Origin of the sequence: Pseudomonas sp. UBA4194 (assembly GCF_002379585.1) — a bacterium.
Lineage (GTDB): Bacteria > Pseudomonadota > Gammaproteobacteria > Pseudomonadales > Pseudomonadaceae > Aquipseudomonas.
This window is the reverse complement of sequence record NZ_DFUE01000016.1, coordinates 136,582-156,148: the sequence shown is the minus strand read 5'-3', so window position 1 is coordinate 156,148 and position 19,567 is coordinate 136,582. Positions and strand designations below refer to the sequence as shown.

19 protein-coding genes and 1 pseudogene are annotated in these 19,567 nt (G+C 56.8%); 7 read left to right on the top strand and 13 right to left on the bottom strand.

The features are described 5' to 3' along the window. Together B3397_RS04465 and B3397_RS04460 are read left to right on the top strand one after the other, a co-directional pair. The coding region (locus B3397_RS04465; protein WP_296247639.1) for an ATP-dependent nuclease at nucleotides 1-2,047 on the top strand (2,047 nt) is incomplete at its 5' end. Next, nucleotides 2,044-3,975: a UvrD-helicase domain-containing protein gene (locus B3397_RS04460; RefSeq protein ID WP_296247637.1), complete on the top strand. Its 1,932-nt coding sequence runs from the start codon at nucleotides 2,044-2,046 to the stop codon at nucleotides 3,973-3,975. The genes B3397_RS04465 and B3397_RS04460, both read left to right, overlap by 4 nt. A gap of 204 nt (nucleotides 3,976-4,179) precedes the next feature. On the opposite strand, the gene B3397_RS22485 is transcribed toward B3397_RS04460, so the two are convergent. The 5 genes from B3397_RS22485 to B3397_RS04440 all read right to left on the bottom strand — a co-directional run bounded on the left by B3397_RS22485 (nucleotide 4,180) and on the right by B3397_RS04440 (nucleotide 9,220). Continuing rightward, on the bottom strand, nucleotides 4,180-4,836 hold the full coding sequence (locus B3397_RS22485) for a DUF6988 family protein (RefSeq protein WP_414704342.1): 657 nt from the start codon (nucleotides 4,834-4,836) through the stop codon (nucleotides 4,180-4,182). 762 nt (nucleotides 4,837-5,598) lie between these two features. Further along, a complete protein-coding gene (locus B3397_RS04455) occupies nucleotides 5,599-6,543 on the bottom strand; it encodes a DMT family transporter (RefSeq protein ID WP_296247635.1) in 945 nt (314 codons plus the stop codon). A gap of 79 nt (nucleotides 6,544-6,622) precedes the next feature. Then, nucleotides 6,623-7,351 carry a helix-turn-helix domain-containing protein gene (locus B3397_RS04450; protein ID WP_296247633.1) on the bottom strand — a complete coding sequence of 243 codons (729 nt, stop codon included), beginning with the start codon at nucleotides 7,349-7,351 and terminating at the stop codon, nucleotides 6,623-6,625. Between the two features lie 276 nt (nucleotides 7,352-7,627). Further along, complete coding sequence (locus B3397_RS04445) at nucleotides 7,628-7,999, bottom strand: hypothetical protein (RefSeq protein ID WP_296247632.1); 372 nt, start codon at nucleotides 7,997-7,999, stop codon at nucleotides 7,628-7,630. Nucleotides 8,000-8,293: 294 nt separating this feature from the next. Then, nucleotides 8,294-9,220 carry an alpha/beta hydrolase gene (locus B3397_RS04440; RefSeq protein WP_296247630.1) on the bottom strand — a complete coding sequence of 309 codons (927 nt, stop codon included), beginning with the start codon at nucleotides 9,218-9,220 and terminating at the stop codon, nucleotides 8,294-8,296. 121 nt (nucleotides 9,221-9,341) lie between these two features. Here B3397_RS04440 and B3397_RS04435 point away from each other — a divergent pair, with 121 nt between their 5' ends. The 4 genes from B3397_RS04435 to B3397_RS04420 all read left to right on the top strand — a co-directional run bounded on the left by B3397_RS04435 (nucleotide 9,342) and on the right by B3397_RS04420 (nucleotide 12,012). Next, a complete protein-coding gene (locus tag B3397_RS04435) occupies nucleotides 9,342-10,286 on the top strand; it encodes a LysR family transcriptional regulator (protein WP_296247628.1) in 945 nt (314 codons plus the stop codon). Between the two features lie 374 nt (nucleotides 10,287-10,660). After that, on the top strand, nucleotides 10,661-10,867 hold the full coding sequence (locus B3397_RS04430; protein ID WP_296247627.1) for a hypothetical protein: 207 nt from the start codon (nucleotides 10,661-10,663) through the stop codon (nucleotides 10,865-10,867). 80 nt (nucleotides 10,868-10,947) lie between these two features. Next, entirely contained in the window at nucleotides 10,948-11,202 is a 255-nt protein-coding gene (locus B3397_RS04425) for a DUF3077 domain-containing protein (protein WP_296247625.1), read from the top strand. Nucleotides 11,203-11,286: 84 nt separating this feature from the next. Next, nucleotides 11,287-12,012, top strand: coding sequence for a Fic family protein (locus B3397_RS04420; protein ID WP_349679016.1), 726 nt, complete (start codon nucleotides 11,287-11,289; stop codon nucleotides 12,010-12,012). 195 nt (nucleotides 12,013-12,207) lie between these two features. On the opposite strand, the gene B3397_RS04415 is transcribed toward B3397_RS04420, so the two are convergent. From B3397_RS04415 to B3397_RS04400, 4 genes and pseudogenes are all read right to left on the bottom strand, one after another. Further along, complete coding sequence (locus B3397_RS04415; protein ID WP_296247622.1) at nucleotides 12,208-12,579, bottom strand: hypothetical protein; 372 nt, start codon at nucleotides 12,577-12,579, stop codon at nucleotides 12,208-12,210. Nucleotides 12,580-12,707: 128 nt separating this feature from the next. After that, entirely contained in the window at nucleotides 12,708-13,271 is a 564-nt protein-coding gene (locus tag B3397_RS04410) for a TetR/AcrR family transcriptional regulator (RefSeq protein WP_296247621.1), read from the bottom strand. Nucleotides 13,272-13,480: 209 nt separating this feature from the next. Further along, a complete protein-coding gene (locus B3397_RS04405) occupies nucleotides 13,481-14,182 on the bottom strand; it encodes a glutathione S-transferase family protein (protein ID WP_296247620.1) in 702 nt (233 codons plus the stop codon). Nucleotides 14,183-14,423: 241 nt separating this feature from the next. Next, a pseudogene (locus B3397_RS04400) lies at nucleotides 14,424-14,651 on the bottom strand (SDR family oxidoreductase); the annotation flags it as partial. A 179-nt stretch (nucleotides 14,652-14,830) separates the two neighbouring features. Between B3397_RS04400 and B3397_RS04395 the strand changes: the two are divergent. Beyond that, nucleotides 14,831-15,565, top strand: coding sequence for an SDR family oxidoreductase (locus B3397_RS04395; protein ID WP_296247618.1), 735 nt, complete (start codon nucleotides 14,831-14,833; stop codon nucleotides 15,563-15,565). Between the two features lie 296 nt (nucleotides 15,566-15,861). On the opposite strand, the gene B3397_RS04390 is transcribed toward B3397_RS04395, so the two are convergent. From B3397_RS04390 to B3397_RS04375, 4 genes are all read right to left on the bottom strand, one after another. Next, nucleotides 15,862-16,914 (bottom strand): NAD(P)-dependent alcohol dehydrogenase, encoded by a 1,053-nt coding sequence (locus tag B3397_RS04390; RefSeq protein WP_296247616.1) that lies wholly within the window; start codon nucleotides 16,912-16,914, stop codon nucleotides 15,862-15,864. A gap of 292 nt (nucleotides 16,915-17,206) precedes the next feature. After that, nucleotides 17,207-17,590, bottom strand: a complete 384-nt coding sequence (locus tag B3397_RS04385) for a nuclear transport factor 2 family protein (RefSeq protein ID WP_296247615.1) — start codon at nucleotides 17,588-17,590, stop codon at nucleotides 17,207-17,209. A 59-nt stretch (nucleotides 17,591-17,649) separates the two neighbouring features. Continuing rightward, nucleotides 17,650-18,393: an SDR family oxidoreductase gene (locus tag B3397_RS04380; RefSeq protein WP_296247613.1), complete on the bottom strand. Its 744-nt coding sequence runs from the start codon at nucleotides 18,391-18,393 to the stop codon at nucleotides 17,650-17,652. 69 nt (nucleotides 18,394-18,462) lie between these two features. Next, nucleotides 18,463-19,566 carry an alkene reductase gene (locus B3397_RS04375; RefSeq protein ID WP_296247611.1) on the bottom strand — a complete coding sequence of 368 codons (1,104 nt, stop codon included), beginning with the start codon at nucleotides 19,564-19,566 and terminating at the stop codon, nucleotides 18,463-18,465. Nucleotide 19,567 lies beyond the last annotated feature (1 nt).

The following is a 19,567-nucleotide window of genomic DNA, read 5'->3' as shown; positions in this document are numbered from 1 at the left end:
CGAGCCTCAGGACGCCCATGCACTCGTCCGGAAGTTCCACGAACTGCATGAAAAGGCCAACAATGCTGCGAACGCCCTGGTGGCCAGACGCAGTGTAGGCGCGGAGGCAGGTGCGGAGGCAGGTGCGGAAAATGGGGCGGCGGTGCTAGCGGATCCCGGCGAGTACAAGCCCTGGCCTGAAAGTCTGACGAAGTACCTCACCAAGGAGCTGAGCAAAGAATATACGTTCCGCTACTACGTGCTCGATGAGCGCGCATTTGTCGGCTATCAGCCAAAGGAAGTCGATTATGCGCCGCTGCCCCTAGGCAAGGAGCCGGGTGGCGCGGCGATTCTCAAGTCTCTGGTGAGGGTGGACTTCCTGCGCGCGCAGCGGCACCTCGATGACCCGGATGCTGGCAGCTCCGACCGCGCCGAGAGCTTGTCGCGGCGTCTGAGCCGTTTCTATCACCGCAATCTGGAGAAACGTGGCGACGACCATGCAGCGCTCAAAGCGCTCGATACCTCGGAGAAAGAACTGAACTTCCACCTGAAGGAAGTCTTCAGCGACACTCTCAAGCGCCTCGCCAAACTCGGCTATCCAGGCGTCAACAACCCCGAGATCGTGATTCGGGCGGCCTTGGATCCGACCACCGTCCTGGGGCAGGATTCCAAGGTTCACTACGCGGTTCCTGGTGCGATCACCGCGCAACTGCCCGACAGCTACAATGGTCTGGGGTTCAAGAACCTAGTCTATATGGTGGTTGAACTCCTCGACCTGCACGAGCAGTGGAAAGCCGAGGAAGACAAGCGGGCGCCACTGCATCTGGTCTTCATCGAGGAGCCTGAGGCGCATCTGCACGCTCAGATCCAGCAGGTCTTCATCAGGAATGTTTTGCGCCTCCTTGAGGATGCCAACGATCACGCAACGTTTTTCCTCACGCAGCTCGTTGTCACCACGCACTCCCCGCACATTCTCTATGAGCGCGGGTTCTCTCCCATTAGGTACTTTCGCCGTGTTAGCGACCAGTTGGACCATAACACCGAGGTAAGGAATCTTTCGCTCTTCAAGACGTGCGCGGCCGACGCTCCAGCGCGCGAATTCTTGCAGCGGTATCTGAAACTGACACACTGCGATCTCTTCTTTTCCGATGCTGTCATCCTGGTGGAGGGCAATGTCGAGCGTCTGCTCTTGCCAGCCATGATCGAGACGGCGGCCAAGCGCCTGCGTTCCTCCGCCTTAACCATCCTTGAAGTCGGTGGCGCGTTCGCGCATCGGTTCCAGGAATTGATTGCCTTCGTTGGACTTACTACGCTGGTCATCACGGATCTGGACAGCGTAGCGGTCAAGACGGATGCCGAGAATGCCGCCGAGCAAGACACAGGAGCCGGTGCTTTCGACGGAAATAACGAGGAAGACGACCTGAAGGCCTTCGAGCTCGAAGACGACGACGAAGCAGCACCGGGCGGCAAGAAGAGGTCCAAGAAGCGTGGCAGCACCTGCCATGCTCACGTGGAGGGTGCGTTCACGTCCAACCAAACCCTTATCAGTTGGATCCCTAAGAAACGGTTGGTTGCCGAACTCTGGGAAGTCACGGCGGAGCAAAAAACGCTATCGCTTGCCGAGGGGACCAGCGCTGAGGTTCGGGTGGCCTATCAAACCAAGGTTTTGGTGACGGTGGGTGCCACGACCTCGCAGCTCTGCGGCCGCACGCTTGAGGAGGCCTTCGGTCTTGAGAACTCCGACTGGTGTCAGGCTGAGGCTAACCGCTCGGTCGGACTCAAGCTGAAGCGCGCACCAAACAGCCCTGAGGAACTGGCTGAGAAGTTGCACGAAAGGGTGATCGGCAAGAACTTCGACAAGACTCGCTTTGCGCTGGAGGTCCTCGCAAGCGGGCCGCTCAACTGCTGGAAAGTCCCCACGTACATCGCCGAGGGCTTAGCCTGGCTCGAAACCAAAGTGGCCCACGAGATTGAGGCGGACGCGGCTATTGCCAACGAGGTCGAGGCAATTGGGCCGACTGCAGCCGGTGTTGTCGCCATTATTGCAGGCGCGGGGCAGACGATATGAGCAGACGAATTGATAGCCCAGACACCGACGCCGACCGCGAGATCCACGCGTGTATTGCCGAGACCCCCCCGCAGCCGTTCGTGGTCCGCGCCGGCGCAGGTTCCGGCAAGACCACCTCTCTTATCAAGGCGCTGGACTGGGTGATCTCAGAGCACGGCGCCAGCATGCGGGCGAAGAAGCAGAAGGTCGCCTGCATCACATATACGGACCTCGCCGCCAAAGAAATCTTGGCGGATGTCAACGACGACCCGCTGGTTCATGTCTCGACCATCCACAGCTTCTACTGGTCTATTACCAAGACGTTTCAGGCAGACATTAAGGTTTGGCTACAGAACGACATCCGCAGGCGGATCACCGAACTGGAAGAAGAATTCAAGAACTACAGCTCGCGTGTCCGGCAGACTACACGCGACAGGAACAAGGCTGACCAGGAGCGTTATGCCCGAAGCCTTGAGACTATTGCTGGCGTCAAGACTTTCAACTACGGCGTGGGCAGTGACTACGCGAAGGGCGTCCTCGGCCACGAGGACATCCTTCAGCTCGCCGATTTCCTGCTGCAAAATCGCCCGCTGTTCCGACGGGTCGTAGCTCTGAACTTCCCGTTTGTGTTCATTGACGAGAGTCAGGACACGTTCCCGAGCGTAGTGAGGTCCTTCAAGGAAGTGGAAGCCCAGATGCGGCGCAAGTTCTGTCTCGGTTTTTTTGGCGACCCGATGCAGGCGATTTTCATGAGAGGGTCGGGGGACATCCCGCTTGAGGACCATTGGCGGGCTATCACGAAAGCGGAGAATTTTCGCTGTGCGAAGCAGATCCTTGACGTTGCCAACGCCGTGCGCGCGCAGGGCGACGGCATGGAGCAAGTCCGCGGCCTGCACGAAAGGATTGATGGAGAACTCAAGCCGGTGGAGGGCTCGGCCCGGATGTTCGTACTACCGAACACGCTGAACCGAATTGAGGCCCTGGCGAGAATCCGGGCGTGGAGCGCGGCGACGAACAACGACGAGGGTTGGACGACCCCAGACATCGCGCTCAAGATTCTTGTCATCGTGCATCGCATGGCCGCAAACCGGCTCGGCTTCGGTGGCATCTACTCGGCGCTGAACGATAAGACATCGGAGGGCATGAAGCAGGGGATGCAGGATGGCACCGGCTGGCCCGTTCGACCGTTCCTAAGTTTTGCGCTACCGATCGTTGCTGCCGTGAAAGCCGGCAACGAGTTCGCGGCGATGAACCTCCTCCGGAAGTTCAGCCCGCGTCTGGCGCCAGGGGCTCTTACCGGCCGACGTGCCGCGGCTGTATTGCGAGAGCTGCACGCTGCTATGTCTGGACTTGTCGCCATGCTGGACGAGGCAGGGACCACCATTGGTGACATAGCACTCCATCTCTGTGACACGGGTCTTTTCGAGTTCGACGATCGCTATGCGCGTGTTCTCGGATTTGTCAGGGATGTTGCAGACGCTGCCCAGGAGCCCGAGGCTTCTGATGCAGTTCCGGCCGAAGGACTATCCTCAGATGCGGCAATGGCCAAGTTCTTCAAGTGCTCGGCACAAGAGCTCTGGGCCTATGAGTGCTATGTCTCAGAAGGGTCTCCCTATGCTACACAGCACGGTGTGAAAGGAGCGCAGTTCGAACGCGTCATGGTGGTGATGGATGAGGAAGAAAGCGACTACCGAACGTACAACTACGAACGTGTCTTCGCGAGCGCTGAGGCCCGTGCTGCAGATCGTGCACGAGCACTAGGCGGTGATGAAAACACTTGGAGCCGAACGCTGCGACTGCTTTACGTCTGCTGCACTCGCGCCCAGCGGGGGCTAGTACTAACGTTCTTTGTCGCCGATCCGACGACCACCTTGGAAAATGTCGTGGCGAGCGGGATCTTGCCGCGAAGCGCAGTCTTTACACAGGAAGTTTTAGCTGGATGGCCATAGACAAATGATTGTCTGACCTACTTGAAGCAAGAGCCGAGCGGTAGGCTCCCGCCGTGGCAATTGGTAGCTACCGGGTGGTAACTCTGCGGGTGTGATCGACAGCGATTGGCCGATTTCTGCCCGCCGTGAGAGTCAGAAAACGACCCATTGCAGTCGGTCAGGGTGAGGCTAGGAGTCGCTGAGAAACGGGTGTACAGAGGGGGCTCAATGCGCTGGCTGAGGCCTCCGCTTGTAAGGTGGATTAATAGGCGGCAAGCAGTCTTTGAATTCCGCATAAATGCCAGCCATTTTTCCAGTCTCCGTTGGGACGCCCGCAAGGATGAGAAGCAGATTTCCAGCGATTCCGAGCAGCCCATTCGAGTGCCGTACTACCATCAAAACCAGATCTTGTGGGAAACCTTTCCCGTGCCGATTGACGGCATGGATACCCCCATGCACGAACGAACTTAGAGGTCGCCACGAGTAGTGTTTGAACTCCTTTAGATGCGCCACCGGCGCGTGAGGCGCGTTCTCCTCAATAGCCACCAACATTTGGCTGAGCATGGGGATTTTGCTGGCCTTCTTAGCGGATTCGTCATCAAGGTCCGCAAGCATCAATTCAGCCTGGCTATCTGTCGCTACGTAAAGCGTCCAGATTGCTCGAACAAGAGATTCATACTGAACCCTAACGAGAGCCGCAGCAGATGTATACAAGCTTGCCGCCACGAGATGCTTCACGCTTCTAGCATGCTGGAATCCCAGGCTCGCGAGTGACCTGGCTGCCTGGATGCGACTGGCCCTATCGACTAGTGGGAGTGCTAGGAAACCTGCAAGACGGTCTTCCAGTAACGCCGAGCGCGCGAGCAATTGATCTATGACCACTTCGAGTTTTCCTGATGAGATCCTTAAGCTCGGTATTCTACTGACAGCAAGCTCTCCTCGGGTCGATAGTCTCTGGTCAAGAGAGGCGAGCCTCGACCCGTAGCAGCCGCTCGGTACCGGCGGAGATCGCCAAAAACAGAAATGGGCAAGGCAATATAAGCTCCCTTAGCTGGAACAGTAATGTTAAAAAGACACTTTTCTCTGGGAGGGGCGAGCTATGACGGGCGAGGTAGGCTTTTGTGATTGGCGTCCTTGGTCTGAACGGACAGAACTCGAAGGGAAGAATCTGCCAGGCGTGTACTTTATCGCGCGCAGTAGAAAGAAGCCTGACAACTACCGGGTAAACAACGATTTCATCATCTACATTGGCGAAACTACAGGCCAGACGTTGGCTGACCGGTTACGTCAATTCAACACGTCGGCATTCAGCGAACGGCCCGGACATTCCGGAGGCAATACTTTCAGGTTGACCCTTCTCGAAACGACGCCGCTTGAGCATCTTTGGGTTTCGGCATGCCCCGTCGACATGGGCCAACCTTACACCACTGCCTACATTAAACACTTAGAGCGAAAGCTGCTCTGGAAGTATGTGTGCACGTGGGGCAGATATCCTGATTGCAATCGCAGTTGACTAACGAGCTTCCAGTCCACGTGCTGATCGCACTGGTGGAGGTCGGTGACTGATCACAATACTGATGTTGCTGACAGTCCGCTTTTGGCCGATAGAAGCTGGTGAGGCCCACGTCAGCCTCGGTACATGCGCTAACCAGCTCGAGAGTGCTCTGGACGAAGATGGCAGCTCAGACACCAGACAACCCCCGTTAACAGAAGTACGATGGCCACCATTTCATAGGCATCGGGTAACCGCTGTTCCCATATAAAACCAAAAACCAGCGCCGCCAGTGTCTCGATCACCAGCACTTGCCCGCTGAGGGCCAGCGGCAGAAGTCGGCTCGCCTGATTCCAGCACGCGCCACCCACGACCGAAGAGAGAAGGGCAACGCCCCCTGCCACGAGGAAGAAGTGCAGCCATTCGCCGCTGCCATGGGTATCTGCCTGAAAAGCCAGGACACGCACCGCCAGAAGCAGCGACTGAGCGCCCGTCATGACCCCCGTCAGCAGGGCCCAGTCATGGGGCCCGATGCTGGTTACCTGAACCAGCCGCCGGGCATTGCTTACGGCAAACCAACTCCACGTCACCAAGGCACCTGTGGCGCATAGGATCCCGCCGATGTTTGCCGAGCTGTCAGGCGCGTCGCCATCGATCAGTGCGTGCCAACTGATGAGCACGACTCCAGCCAATGCGCAGCACAGCGAGGGTAGCAGCTTGGGGAGTGAAACCGCATTTGCGTCGTGTCGACCTGCCAAAGTTACCAACACCGGGATGAGCCCGACGATCAGAGACGTCGTCGCAATGCCCACTAGCTGCACACCGGTCCCCACCAGCGCGTAGTAGATGATATTGCCGATCAGGCTGAGCCAGAAGAGTGACTTCCAGTCGGCCCAGCCAACGTTTGCGCAAACCTGCCGCCAGCGGGGCATCAGCAGAACCGCCGAAATGGCGCCGTAGCAGAGAAATCTGAGCACCGCGAATTGCACGCCGCTCAAGCCTTGAGTGAGCTGCGGCCCGAGAAATATCACTCCCCAACACAGCCCCGCGCAAACCCCGTAAACAATACCCTTGAGCAACGTCCGATCAACAAACATTTCACCTGCGCTCCAAAGACTGAGGCGTGAAGTCTGATGCGCGGGGGTTGGGGAGTATTGTCAGTAACTGTGGGATTTTTTACCCAGAATGCTTTTGCGTCTTACGATAGGCAGCCGGGGTGGTGGCGCTTACACGTTGCATGGTTCGCGTCAGCGCAGCCTGATCGCAAAAGCCTGCACGCAAGGCGATCTCGGCTATCGACAGGGAGGTACCACGCAACCATCTTTGAGCTTCCTGGATGCGTAACTCCGTCAACCAGGCTTGCGGACTCATCGCGAACATCTGCCTGAAGCGCTGGTGTAACTGGCTCATGCTCATGTTCGCGGCCTGGGCCATGATTTCATTGCTCCAGTTCGCCCCAGGATTCGCCCGCAAGCGGGCGATCAACTGCTCCATAGGGGAGGGAGGACTGAACGTGTCAGAGGCCAGTGAGGACAGAAGCAGAGCGCCCAACTGTGGAGCACCGAAGGCCAGTTGCTCATTCCCTGTCAGCTCGGCGAACTCGATCAACCGCCGTGTTGCCGGTGAAATAGGCAGGTATGTCTTCTGAGCCACACGCTCCATCCGGAGCGTCTCCAGCAACGTCGGAGCGCAGTCCAGCACCAGAAAACGGCTGCCTGCGTGACTGAGCTGGGAGTGCACCGATCCCGGCGTGACGATCGCTGCCAATGACTGGTCAATGCACCCGCCGCGACCGTCCACGTCAATTTCCATTTGGCCACGAACCGGCAGGACCAACTGGGCATGGTCATGGGAGTGGTGACGGTTCTCACACTCATAGCTGCGGATTTGGAGGTTCAGAAGCATGGCGGCATCATTGGAGGCAGTGTGGACGTGGTTGATTCTAACACTGGGAGGCGGGCCGTTGATTGCGCAAGGAATTACCGTCAACCGGGGACATTGACGTCGGACAGGCTGGGAGCCTTCAAACCGGCCGGTTTAGAAATACCAAAGGTGCTGCCAGAGCGGAATCGGTCCGGACTTCGTGAGCGCTCGATTTTTGCTCCTTGTGCGACTGCTGCCGTTCACGACAGGCCGCTATCGACCCTTAGAAGAATCTGGCTGCTTCTTCACCTGGGAACCCTAATAACGGGAACCCAGCACTTCTCCTGCTGCAATGCGTGAGAAAACAACGTGAGGATCTGTTTGGCACCAGTATCTAAAGAAAAAAAGAAGAGGTTCATCCTCTCCAAAAACCTGCGTTACTGGGCTCTCAATTGGTAGCACCAGTTTAGGCGCCTCCCATTGCTGTGCGAGAACACCAATTGGTTGGCCTGACGCGCAGATAATCCAGGTAGCTTCATCTCCACTGATGCTGGGCAGGTAGTGCATGGCCTGTATGGCTTCTAACACTGTACCCAATGTTGCAGTCGGATCGAGCTTGACTGAGTTGGCATGGCTGATCAGATCGTCACCCTCGTGGACGCTGTCTCGATCAATGGCAAGTATCAGCAAATATGACCCCCTCAGAAAATTGTATTCAGACTAAAGATCGTATGGGGCTGAACGGGAAGCTGTCCACAGTCTGCTTCTGGCCGAAAGCGGACACCGCTTTAACGTTCCGTTTAACTGAATTCCGTGCGTACATATTGAGCCGCTCAGCAAAAAACTCTCTGGAAGATGCTGTGAACCACAGTATCTATTGCGATCGCTCGTTGTCGGCGCAGGTTCATACCCATCCTAGGTGAGCACCGTTGTTTAGATGCACTGAGCAACCGCAACAGCCGAGCTGTCGCGGATCGTCTGCTATTAACGGTTTGCGTCCGCTAGGCCAATCTCTATGAAGCGAACAGAACTCTCCATGGCTTGCTGACCTTCGGGTAGCATCATGGCGTAGAAGTGCCAGGCATGAAACATCGCAGGCCATACTTCCAAATTGACGCGAACGCGGTTATCCGCGAGGTGAGTTGCAAGGCGCATCGCATCACTCAACATCAGTTCGTTCTCGCCGATCTGCACCAAGATTGGTGGAAGACCGGTAACGTCCGCGAACACAGGTGAGGCCAGCGGATGATTGGCCAATGTGTCGCCTAGGAATGCTCTGGCGAGAATGTCTAGGACAGGCTTGGAGTTCAGAGGATCCAGACCTTCACGGTTACTCATGGAAGCACCGGTGTGTTCAAGATTCGCCCATGGTGAGATGGAGGAGCCAACCGCAGGCAATGGCAGCCCTTTCGATTTAGCCGCAACCATGACGCTGACAACCATCGCGCCGCCAGCCGACTCGCCACAGAACGCAATTTTGTTCGCCGGGATTTTCTGCTCAAGCAGCCACTCGTAGGCGAGCAGTGTGTCGTCAATAGAGGCTGGAAACTTGTGCTCAGGGGCAAGGCGATAGTCAGGCATGTACACACGAGCACCGAGCATTTTCGCGTAGTTGCCGCCGATACCGTGGTAGCCATCTGGACGTCCTACAATGTAGGCGCCGCCGTGGATGTACATCACGACCCCTTCGGTTTTGATCTCGTCCGGAGTAACCAGTGTGCCGGGTACGCCACCCATGTCGACTGCTTCGAATTTAACGCCAACTGGCGCTAGATTTTGCGCGAGCATTTTCGCGTAAGAGTCGCGGATGTCGCTCATTCTTGTGGTGGTATCGATTCCCTTAAGTACGGGTACCAGATCGCTGAGGCTGTTGGCCCAGGTTTGGACGGCTGCTTGGACTTTAGTGTTCATAATGACCTCAATTGATCGTTGGGAGTGGGTTGGCTAATTGAGATACTATGCTTGTTATTGGGGAATAGGGTTCCCCATAACAGGTGCTAAGCCGCCCGAACGTCGAGACCACAGAGGCCGTATGGAACTCCATAACCTGAATGATATCGCCGCGTTTGTAAGCTCGGTAAACGCGGGAAGCTTCACTGCGGCGGCGAAGCAACTTGGCCTCACGCGCTCTGCGGTGGGGAAGTCGATAGTCAGGCTCGAAGCTCGTTTACAGGTACGTCTACTGAATCGCACCACTCGTAGTTTGAGCATGACCGATGACGGCCAGGTTCTTTATGAGCGCTGTGTGGGTGTGCTTCAGGATCTGGACGACGTGGAGGATGCCCTTGCGTTTCGTCGTTCGACACCCAGTGGGCGACTGCGGATGAGCCTGCCAGTTGCGCTGGGCAGACTTCATGTCCTTCAGCATATTGAGTGCTGCCTTGAGGATTGGCCCTCCCTGAGCGTGGACATCACCTTTTCTGACAGGCTGGTCGATTTGATCGATGAGGGATTTGATTTGGCCATGCGCATCGGGCCACCGAAGGAAGACTCTCGGTTGCTAACGCGCACTGTGGCGTACCAACAAATGATTACTTGCGCTTCACCCAAGTATTTGGCTGAGCATGCCGAGCCCAAAACGCCTGAGGATTTATCCGAGCACCAGTGCCTACACTTCGTGAGCGGTGGGAGATTGCTTCCTTGGAATTTTCGCGTGAATGGTAGCCCTGTGTCCGTTACTCATGGTGGAAGGCTACAGATGGATAGTGCTGAGTCATTACACCAGTCAGCTGTCGCTGGCCTGGGCATCGCGACTCTTCCTTCCTACGTGGTGAACGACGATTTGAGGAGCGGCAAGCTTGTTCAATTGCTCGCTGGGTATGCAGAGGCCGCAGAGCCTATTCGGGTGATCTACCCTAGCAAGCGGCACTTATCTCCCAAAATTCGACTCTTCATCGATAAGCTCGTGGAGGCTTGGTCACCATGCCCGCCTTGGGAGCATCCTTCCGTTGAAGCCATTCCTCTGCTCGCCCTCTGAGTGATGCGGGGGGTGCTTTGGCTCGAACGACCGCTTCTGGCCGATAGCAGCCGTTGGCCCACCGTTCAGAAACGCAACGCTCCTTCAAGCCCCAACCTTGCCTTCCCCCACCACCTCCGCTAACCTCCACACCGTCGCTGCAAATTCAGCGACCGGGTTTAGCAGCTCGAACAATTCGTCAGGCGCACAGCGCCTCCATACCCATTGCCGGCGTTTTTTTTCGCCTGCAATGTCGATCTATGGCGGCTGTGCGTGGGGCACCTTCGGGTGCGCCGGGTGCCTGACGGTCCGGTCTGCTAACCCGCGCACAGCTGCCACCCTTTTCGTTTAGCAGCGGAAGGTGGCAGTTCAACCGAGCCGTCAGGAGTTGCACCATGGTCAAGCCGACCCCCGATCCCCCCGTTACCAAAATCTCTACCGATCATCCGTTGTTTCATTTCCCATCGGACCTATCCGAGCGGGACGGCAACGTGCTGGCTGAGCGTTTTAAGCGTCAGCGGGCGTTGCTGGAACAAGCGAGAAGAAATGCGCAACGCCAAGTTCAGCCGCGGCGGCGGTTTTGGGAGTTTTGGTTGTGGTAGACCGCGGAGCGGCTATCGCGGGCAGAGCCTGCTCCCACAGGTGCTTGTGGGAGTATTCACGGATAACAAGGAGTTTGACCATGATCGAAATCACAGAAACCAATGTCTTGCCTTTCGGCCGTTATGGCTCGGACAAACAGCCGCTATTCAGCGTCAATCCGGGAGTTGCGCTGGAAGACGCGTTGACGCAATTGTCCCATCTGCTGACCTGCGCCCAAGCCTCGGCATCTGAAATGTGCGATGCGAGGGTGGTGGATCCCGGATTGCTTGGCGCAACTGTGCACTGTATCGAGGGCGCGAAGGCGCTGGTGGATGCGCTATTGATACGTGGCTAGGCGTTAAGCTGGCGCGTTGTCCGATAGATAAATCTAAGTCAAATGGCGCGATTTCATTAATCGCGCCATGAATCGCGCCAGAAGTTGGCGCGATTCACAAAATCGCGCCACAATTGCGCCAACCCTTTTTCGACTCGCAAGCGGCATGCCACATATGGAAGGCCGATTCGCCAGCACGCCGTGGACATCAGCAAAAGCGTGTACCGACCGCTGTCGGCGCCTCAGGCCATAGATCCATTGCTCAGCGAAGTGCTGAACAAAGCCAACCAGATCATCGATCCGTTCGAGCAGTCCTTCTTCGTAATGGTGCATCTGCCCTATCTGCAACCCTTTGCCGACATCAATAAGCGCACCTCGCGACTTGCGGCAAACCTGCCCTTGTTCCGTGCCAACCTGTGCCCACTGACATTTCTCGACGTGCCGGAGGTTGCCTACAGCTGGGCGACTTTGGGTGTCTACGAGATGACGCGTGTGGAACTGCTCAGGGATCTGTATGTGTGGGCCTACGAGCGCTCCGCGCAGGAGTATCTGGTGATCCGGCAAGAGCTGGCCGAGCCCGATCCTATCCGTCTCGCGTGGCGTGAGCTGATCAAAAGCACGGTACGGGAAGTGGTGCTGCAGTTCGAACACGATCCGCTTGTGATCATCCGGCAGCGGGTGGCGGCCGAGGTTGCGCAGGATGAGCGGGAAGGCGTTGAGGCGGTGATTATCGAAGAGCTGCAGCGCCTGCACGAAGGCGTGCTAGCGCGTTATCGGCTCAGGCCGTCGGAGTTGGAGGTCTGGCGGAGGAGGGGGGTTAGCAGGGGGTGATGTTGAAGGCTCAGGTGGTAGCGCTTGGATGGGTGCGGTAAGCGCAGCCATCGAGTTTTGCCAGCCACTTGCACGTCATCGCGAAGCTTTGCCGAGGTGAAGGAGCTGTTTTTTCCGTATGGTGGGACGCGGCCAGTTGTGAATGACTGTTTTCGGCCCTTAGAAGACATCCGGCTGCTTCTTCAGCTGGGAACCCTAATAAAGGGAACCCAGCACTTCTCCTGCTGCAATGCGTGAGAAAACAACGTGAGGATCTGTTTGGCACCAGTATCTAAAGAAAAAAAGGAGAGGTTCATCCGCTCCAAAAACCTGCGTTACCGGGCTCTCAATTGGTACCACCAGTTTGGGCGCCTCCCATTGCTGTGCGAGAACACCAATTGGTTGGCCTGACGCGCAGATAATCCAGGTAGCTTCATCTCCACTGATGCTGGGCAGGTAGTGCATGGCCTGTATGGCTTCTAACACTGTACCCAATGTTGCAGTCGGATCGAGCTTGACTGAGTTGGCATGGCTGATCAGATCGTCACCCGCGTGGACGCTGTCTCGATCAATGGCAATTGTCAGCAAATATGACCCCCTCAGAAAATTGTATTCAGACTAAACATCGTATGGGGCTGAACGGGAAGCTGTCCACAGTCTGCTTCTGGCCGATTTCTGCCTTTCGCCACCGGCAGATATGGGTCGAGAGCAGGATTTTATGCTGGCAAGGGGCCGTATGCTCGATAGCTATCTATCAGCGTGTCAAATAGCGAAATGTCCGATCGGCTTCTGGCGATCAACTGAGCACCTGCCACGGCCGAAAAAATCGCACGGGCCCGTTTTTCACTGTCTTCTGGCTTGCATACGTTGGCCGCTATGAGAAGTCTGCTTAGCCAGGCCACATTGACCTCCGCGAAAGCCTGAATTTCCTTCGTCATCTCTTCCGGCAAACTGTCGGTTTCTGCGCCCACAAAGCTGCCCAGACAAAGACGGTTATCGGCCTCCAGTGAGCGACGAAATATCTCGGGAAAACGACGCAGTGCATCGAGCGCATCTGGCGTTTCCAGAAAGATCACTTCAAGTGCGGCAGCACCGTCTTCCCAGTACCGCCTGGCGACAGCAACACCAAGATCAGCCTTGCTCGGGAAGTGGTAATAAATACTCGCGGGCTTGATTCCCACCTCAGTGGCCAGATCGCGGAAATTCAAGCCGTTGTAGCCTTTGGACTGGGCGATGTTTCGTGCCGCCAGCAGAATGGCTTCTCGGGCGTTGATCGTCATTGCTTAGCCTTAGTCTTTGGATAGGTTATCGGAAGATCGCCATGCTAAATCAGAAAGCCTACCTTTTGTTAGGTAGCGGCGATAAGGAACGGTCACCGGCAGATGAGGCGCCTTGTCACACATCCCTGCATCCCCGCGCGCCGGGTCACAAATAGCTCCGTCGGGAGCGCCATGTGCGATCCCAACGACTCTACCCACCCAGCAAGATGTCACTCAGACGGCGAATCCAGCTCCGGAATTCCGCTGCTCCGATCAGCATAGGCAGCCTGGAAGCTAGGGCGTTTCTGCCAGCGCTGCCAGTAGGCATCGAGGAACTCGAAACGCTCATCCAGAGGGGTGGCGTTCACAGGGAACTTGGAGAAGGCAATCGCGGTTGCCAGCGTGATGTCAGCAAAGGTTGGAGCATGGCCGCCCAGCAACCATTCACGGCCATCGGACAGATGACGATTGACCAACGCCGCATGGGCTAACGCTTCCTTGCGGCAGTGCTCGCCCCACGCCTCATTCTTTGTCAGTTCAAGCTTGAAGCCCAACCCGGTGTGCAACACGTGAAACGCCGTCACGATCCGGTAAAGGATATGCACCCAGACGCGGTTATCCCACATGTTATCGAGTCCCTGCTCCAACGCGGTCTCGCCCATGATCTTGCGGCCTGGATAGGACTGGTCGAGATAGCGAACGATAGCGGCCGTTTCGGAAATGAAGCTGCCGTCTGCGAGTTTCAACGTGGGCGTTTCACCCCATGGATTCATATTGAGGTGACGCCATCCGCGCTGCTCGCCCCCAGGGGCCATGTCATAAATCGTTTCTTCGAACTGGTCCGCTATTCCCTTTTCGTGCATGAACAGACGCAGGCGTTGAGGGTTGGGAAAAGCGGATGGCGATGTGAGGAGTTGCAGTTTAGCGGTCATGGTCAGCTCCACGAGGAAGAGGATTTCTACCTAACGTTCGTTAGGTTTGGATAAATTATCTCTCTCCTTACGGCATGTCAACACCTACCTAACACTTGTTAGTTTTGCAGATTGCTGATTCCCAAGCGCGCATGACCACGGCCTCGCGGGAGGAGCACCAGAGGGGGTCTGAAACTGCCGCAGATTTGCCTGATCCTCTCGGGCTTGTCGAGCATGTCCTACGGCGGGTTTGTGTTGCGGCTCAGCCGGCCGTGACCCTCATGCCGCCGTCGGCCATGACCACCGACCCGACCATGAAGCTGGCCCGATCCGAGGCCATGAACGCGACCACTTCGGCGATTTCTTCCGGTCGGGCGGCGCGTCCGATCGGTGCGGCTTCGCCATGTTGGGCGAGAAAGGCAGGGCCATCGTCGACCACGTTGTTGAGGATGTTGGTCATCACATCGCCGACACCGACAGCATTGACGCGCGACGCTGCGTTGCAAATTTACGATCGATGCACACAGACACAAATAGGCAAAAGTTGCGCAGGTTTCGGCACGCGCCGACGACGCTCGTGCCCTTAATCTATTCGACGTACCCCGCAGTAACGAACGCATCTTCAGCGGTCGGTGCTGAACTTCAATGGAGACAGCAGGAGCTACGGATATGTCGAACATTCGAAACAAAGTCGTCCTGATTACCGGTGCAAGCAGTGGTATTGGTGAAGCAGCGGCCAGGTTGATCGCCGCCAAAGGCGCGCATGTGGTCCTTGGTGCCCGCCGTACTGAGCGTCTGGACAAGCTGGTCAGCGAGATCCAGGCCGAAGGTGGTTCCGCAAGTGCCTGCGCACTGGACGTTACGGAGCTGCAATCGATGCACGCGTTCGTGGCATTCGCCAAGACGCAACATGGCAAGGTCGATGTGATCATCAACAATGCTGGGGTGATGCCTTTGTCTCCGTTGGCTTCGTTGAAGGTCGACGAATGGAACCAGATGCTCGATGTCAACGTTCGCGGTGTGCTGCACGGTATTGCCGCCGTCTTGCCGAACATGCAGGCGCAGGGTTTCGGTCAGGTCATCAACATCTCGTCCATTGGTGGCCTGGCGGTTTCTCCGACAGCGGCGGTGTACTGCGCGACCAAATTCGCAGTCCGGGCTATCTCGGATGGTCTGCGCCAGGAGACGGACAAGATCCGGGTTACCGTGGTGTGCCCGGGCGTCGTCGAGTCCGAACTGGCCGATACGATTTCCGATGAGGTGGCACGCGAGGAAATGAAAGCCTTCCGGCGTGTGGCGCTCAATGCAGACGCCATTGCGCGAGCGCTCGCCTATGCCATCGAGCAGCCCGACGATGTTGATGTGAGTGAGATTGTGGTTCGGCCGACAGCCAGTCCACACTGAGGAGTATTGGGCGAAAGGCACAAATTGGTCGGAGCAGTCGCTTTAGCAGCGGCTGCTCCTATCATGAACGGCAACTAATGGCCGATTTCTGCCTGCCGCGAAGGGCAGCAGTCGACCCAAATCGGACGGGGGCCACAGGCAAAAAAATCGGCCAGAAGCGGGATCGAAGGGTCAGCGACTACAGGTCTAACCTAATGTTGTAGAAACGGCCACTTCAGCCAACCCCCAAGCAAAAAGAGGCGCAACATCAGTTGTGCCTCTTGTCATGAACGGGTGAGGCGCCGCTCACCAACGGTCTAGATTGTCGCCATATCGATCACGAATCGGTACTTCACATCGCTCTTCTGCATGCGCTTGAACGCCGCTTCGATCTCATTCATTTCGATCATTTCAATGTCAGAGGTGATGCCGTGCTTTGCACAGAAGTCGAGCATTTCCTGCGTTTCAGCAATCCCGCCGATGAGCGAGCCTGCGAGTTGGCGACGTTGGAAAATAAGATTCGCGACGCCTGGAGATGGATGCGGGCTGTCTGGCACACCCACCATAGTCATGGTGCCGTCTCGTTTGAGCAGTGACATGAACGCATCCAGATCATGTGGGGCTGCTACGGTGTTCAAAATGAAGTCGAAGCTCTTGGCGTGAGCTGCCATTTCTGCCGGGTTACGCGAAACCACAACTTCATCTGCACCCAGTTCCAGCGCGGCTTGCACCTTGGCCGGTGAGGTCGTGAACGCCACAACGTGAGCACCCATGGCGTGCGCCAGTTTCACACCCATGTGACCCAAGCCGCCGATGCCTACGATACCGACTTTCTTACCAGGACCAGCCTGCCAGTGGCGCAGCGGAGACCATGTCGTGATACCTGCGCAAAGCAAGGGCGCGACCGCAGCGAGTTGTGATTCGGGATGAGTGATTTTCAGGACGAAATGCTCGTCGACTGTGATGCCGTCCGCGTATCCGCCGTAAGTATTTTCCCCGCTGCCATCAAGCCAGCCGTTGTAGGTCTGCTGCCATCCGTGTGGACCTTCGCAGTATTGCTCCAGCCCTTCATCGCATGAATCGCAGTGGCGGCAGCTGCCGACCATGCAGCCCACTCCGACAAGATCGCCGACATTGTGTTTTGTCACAGAGGCACCGATTGCGCTGACGCGACCGACGATCTCATGTCCTGGTACCAATGGATAACGCATGCCAGGCCATTCGCCACGGGCAGCATGCAGATCGGAATGGCACACGCCGCAGTACATGATTTCAATAGCAACGTCGCTGGTGCCCAGTACACGGCGAGGAATATGCGTAGGTGCGAGCTGAGAGGTGGGTGATTGGGCCGCATAGGCTTTGTATTTCAAAACGGAATTCCTTGATCGCAAAGTTGATTAGCCGAGGGGGAGAGGCGTGGGTGGCTGACCCCCTCGGCTGTTCTGTCTAAAGACTTGGTTATTCGCCGGGGTAAGGGGCTTCAACGCTCCAGGAATCGGGCTTCTGACTATGCAGTGCCCAAAAAGCTTCGGCGATTCCAGTTGCCTCTTTGGAGTCAGGCTGGACCAGCGTTGAGACCGTAACGCAGGCAACGTGAACGCCTTGAGCTTTGCTGGATTCAAACAGGCCATGCGCCAAAGCCCGAATGCCCGCCTTGAGTGGTTACCCTTCGAACTGGTGGTAAACCTTCGCAATGACTTTCCAGGCACCGTCGATTTTGATCAGCGTCAGGTAATCGTTGTAGTCAGCGCCAATAGCATCTTTTTCCATATCGACGCGTACCACGGCGGTGGTCGGTGTGATGGCCAGGACATCCAGGCGAGTGGTGATGTCTGGAGCAGTGCCGTTGGTTTCTACAAACTTGTAGAGGTTGTCGATCGGCCCACCCAGCAGTTGACCGTTGGTGAAGCCGTACATCACGGCGTCCTTATGAAATGCCTCCTCGATGGTAGCAACGCTGCCTACACGCAGGCCTTCAACGTATTTGCTGGCTGTTTCAATGACTGCGTTGTAATCGCTTGTTGGGACGGCTTTGATGTTCTTCATAGGGTAATTCTCCTGAGGTGGGGTACGAATATCACTGGGTTGCATCCACGACGAGCCGATCACCAATCCTGACGCGTAGGGGAGATGATGAGATCGTTCACGGTTACGTTTGCTGGCTGATTGAGTGCGTAGATCACGGCACGGCTGATGTCCTCAGGCGCGATAGCGATCTCATTGAGTGCCTTGGCGGCTTTGCGGCCTTCGGGGTCGGTCACTTTGTCGGCCCAACCGGTATTGATCACGCCCGGGCTTACCGTGTTGACACGGATGCCATGCTGCACGCCCAGCTCCTTGCGCATGGATTCGGTCATTGCCTGAACGAAGAATTTGGTAGCGCTGTAAACACCGGCAGCGGGTCCGACCTGATGCCCTGCGACGGAGTCCATGTTCAGAATCTGACCGGACTTCTGCTGGACCATGAATGGCAGAACGGCCGCGATGGAGTTCAGGTACCCCTTGATGTTCACATCAATCATGGCGTTCCAGTCCTGGGTCGCGAGATCGACCCAGTTGGAGAACAGCATCAGGCCAGCGTTGTTCACCAGAATATCCACCGAGCCATAGGTGTCGTTGGCGAACTGTGCCATCGCCAGGGTTTCGTCCGGTTTGGTCACGTCCGTCACGTAGCTCAACACTTCGTGACCGGCAGCGCGCAATTCGCTCACCATGACGGCGAGACCTTCTTCGTCTCGAGCAGCGGCGATGACGTTGGCGCCATTGGCAGCCAGCGCTTTAGCCGTTGCTGCGCCAATGCCAGAGGAGGCGCCTGTGACGATGACGGTTTTCTTGTCGAGATAATTCATAGCGTGTTCCTTTTGTCGCGGTACATCTGGAATCAGGGATTGATGACAGAGAGCAGAGCTGTGCTGACCTCAGTAATTACCCAGCGGCCAGTCGGTGTAGCCTTTGGCGCCGCCGCCGTAATACGACTCACGAGGAGCAATGGTCAGTTCTGCACCATGGCGCAACCGCGCAACGAGGTCCGGGTTGGAAATGAACAGACGACCGAATGCCACGGCGTCGATCTTGCCTTGCGCGCGGCGCTCGACAGCCATCTCCAGGTCGTAGTTGTTATTGCCAATGAACGGGCCATTGAACTGGGCACTCAGTGCGTCCATGTCGACACCTTCCGGGACTTCTCTGGAAGTAGCAGTGGCGCCTTCGACAAAGTGCAGGTAGGCCAGATCGAATTTATTCAGTTGTTGGATGAGGTAGCTGTGAAGGCCCATGACGTTGCTATCGGGGGGCGTGTTTCCAGCATCGGGTGTCACCGGCGACAAGCGAATACCTACGCGGTCATTGCCCCAGATATCGACAATGGCCTGGGTCACTTCCAATGTGAGTCGAGCGCGGTTTTCGATTGAGCCGCCGTACTGGTCAGTACGCTGGTTGGTGGAATCGCGCAGAAATTGATCCAGTAGGTAGCTGTTGGCCGAATGGACTTCGACGCCATCGAAACCGGCGCGTTTGGCGTTCTCGGCTGCCCGTTTGTATTGCTCGATAATGCCGGGGATCTCGTCGGTTTCAAGCGCACGCGGCATCGACACCGGTACAAAACCGTCGACGGTATAGGTATTGCCCTCGGCCTGGATCGCGGAAGGCGCTACTGGTGCTTCACCATTAGGTTGCAGGTCGACGCTCGAAAAACGGCCAACATGCCAGAGCTGGCTGACAATCTTGCCCCCAGCGGCATGCACAGCATCTGTAACTTTCTTCCAGCCCGCGACTTGCTCTTCGCTCCAGATGCCGGGCGTTGCTGCGTAGCCTCGACCCTGTGCCGAGATGTTGGTCGCTTCGGCCACGATCAATCCGGCGGTGGCCCGTTGAGCGTAATAAGTGGCGTGCAGCTCATTCGGTATACCGTCTTCGGCGTAGCGGCTACGAGTGACGGGCGCCATGACGATTCGGTTCGCCAGTTCGATGGAACCCATTTTCAAAGGGGCAAACAGGTCGGTGGTTTCGCTCAGGTCTTGCATC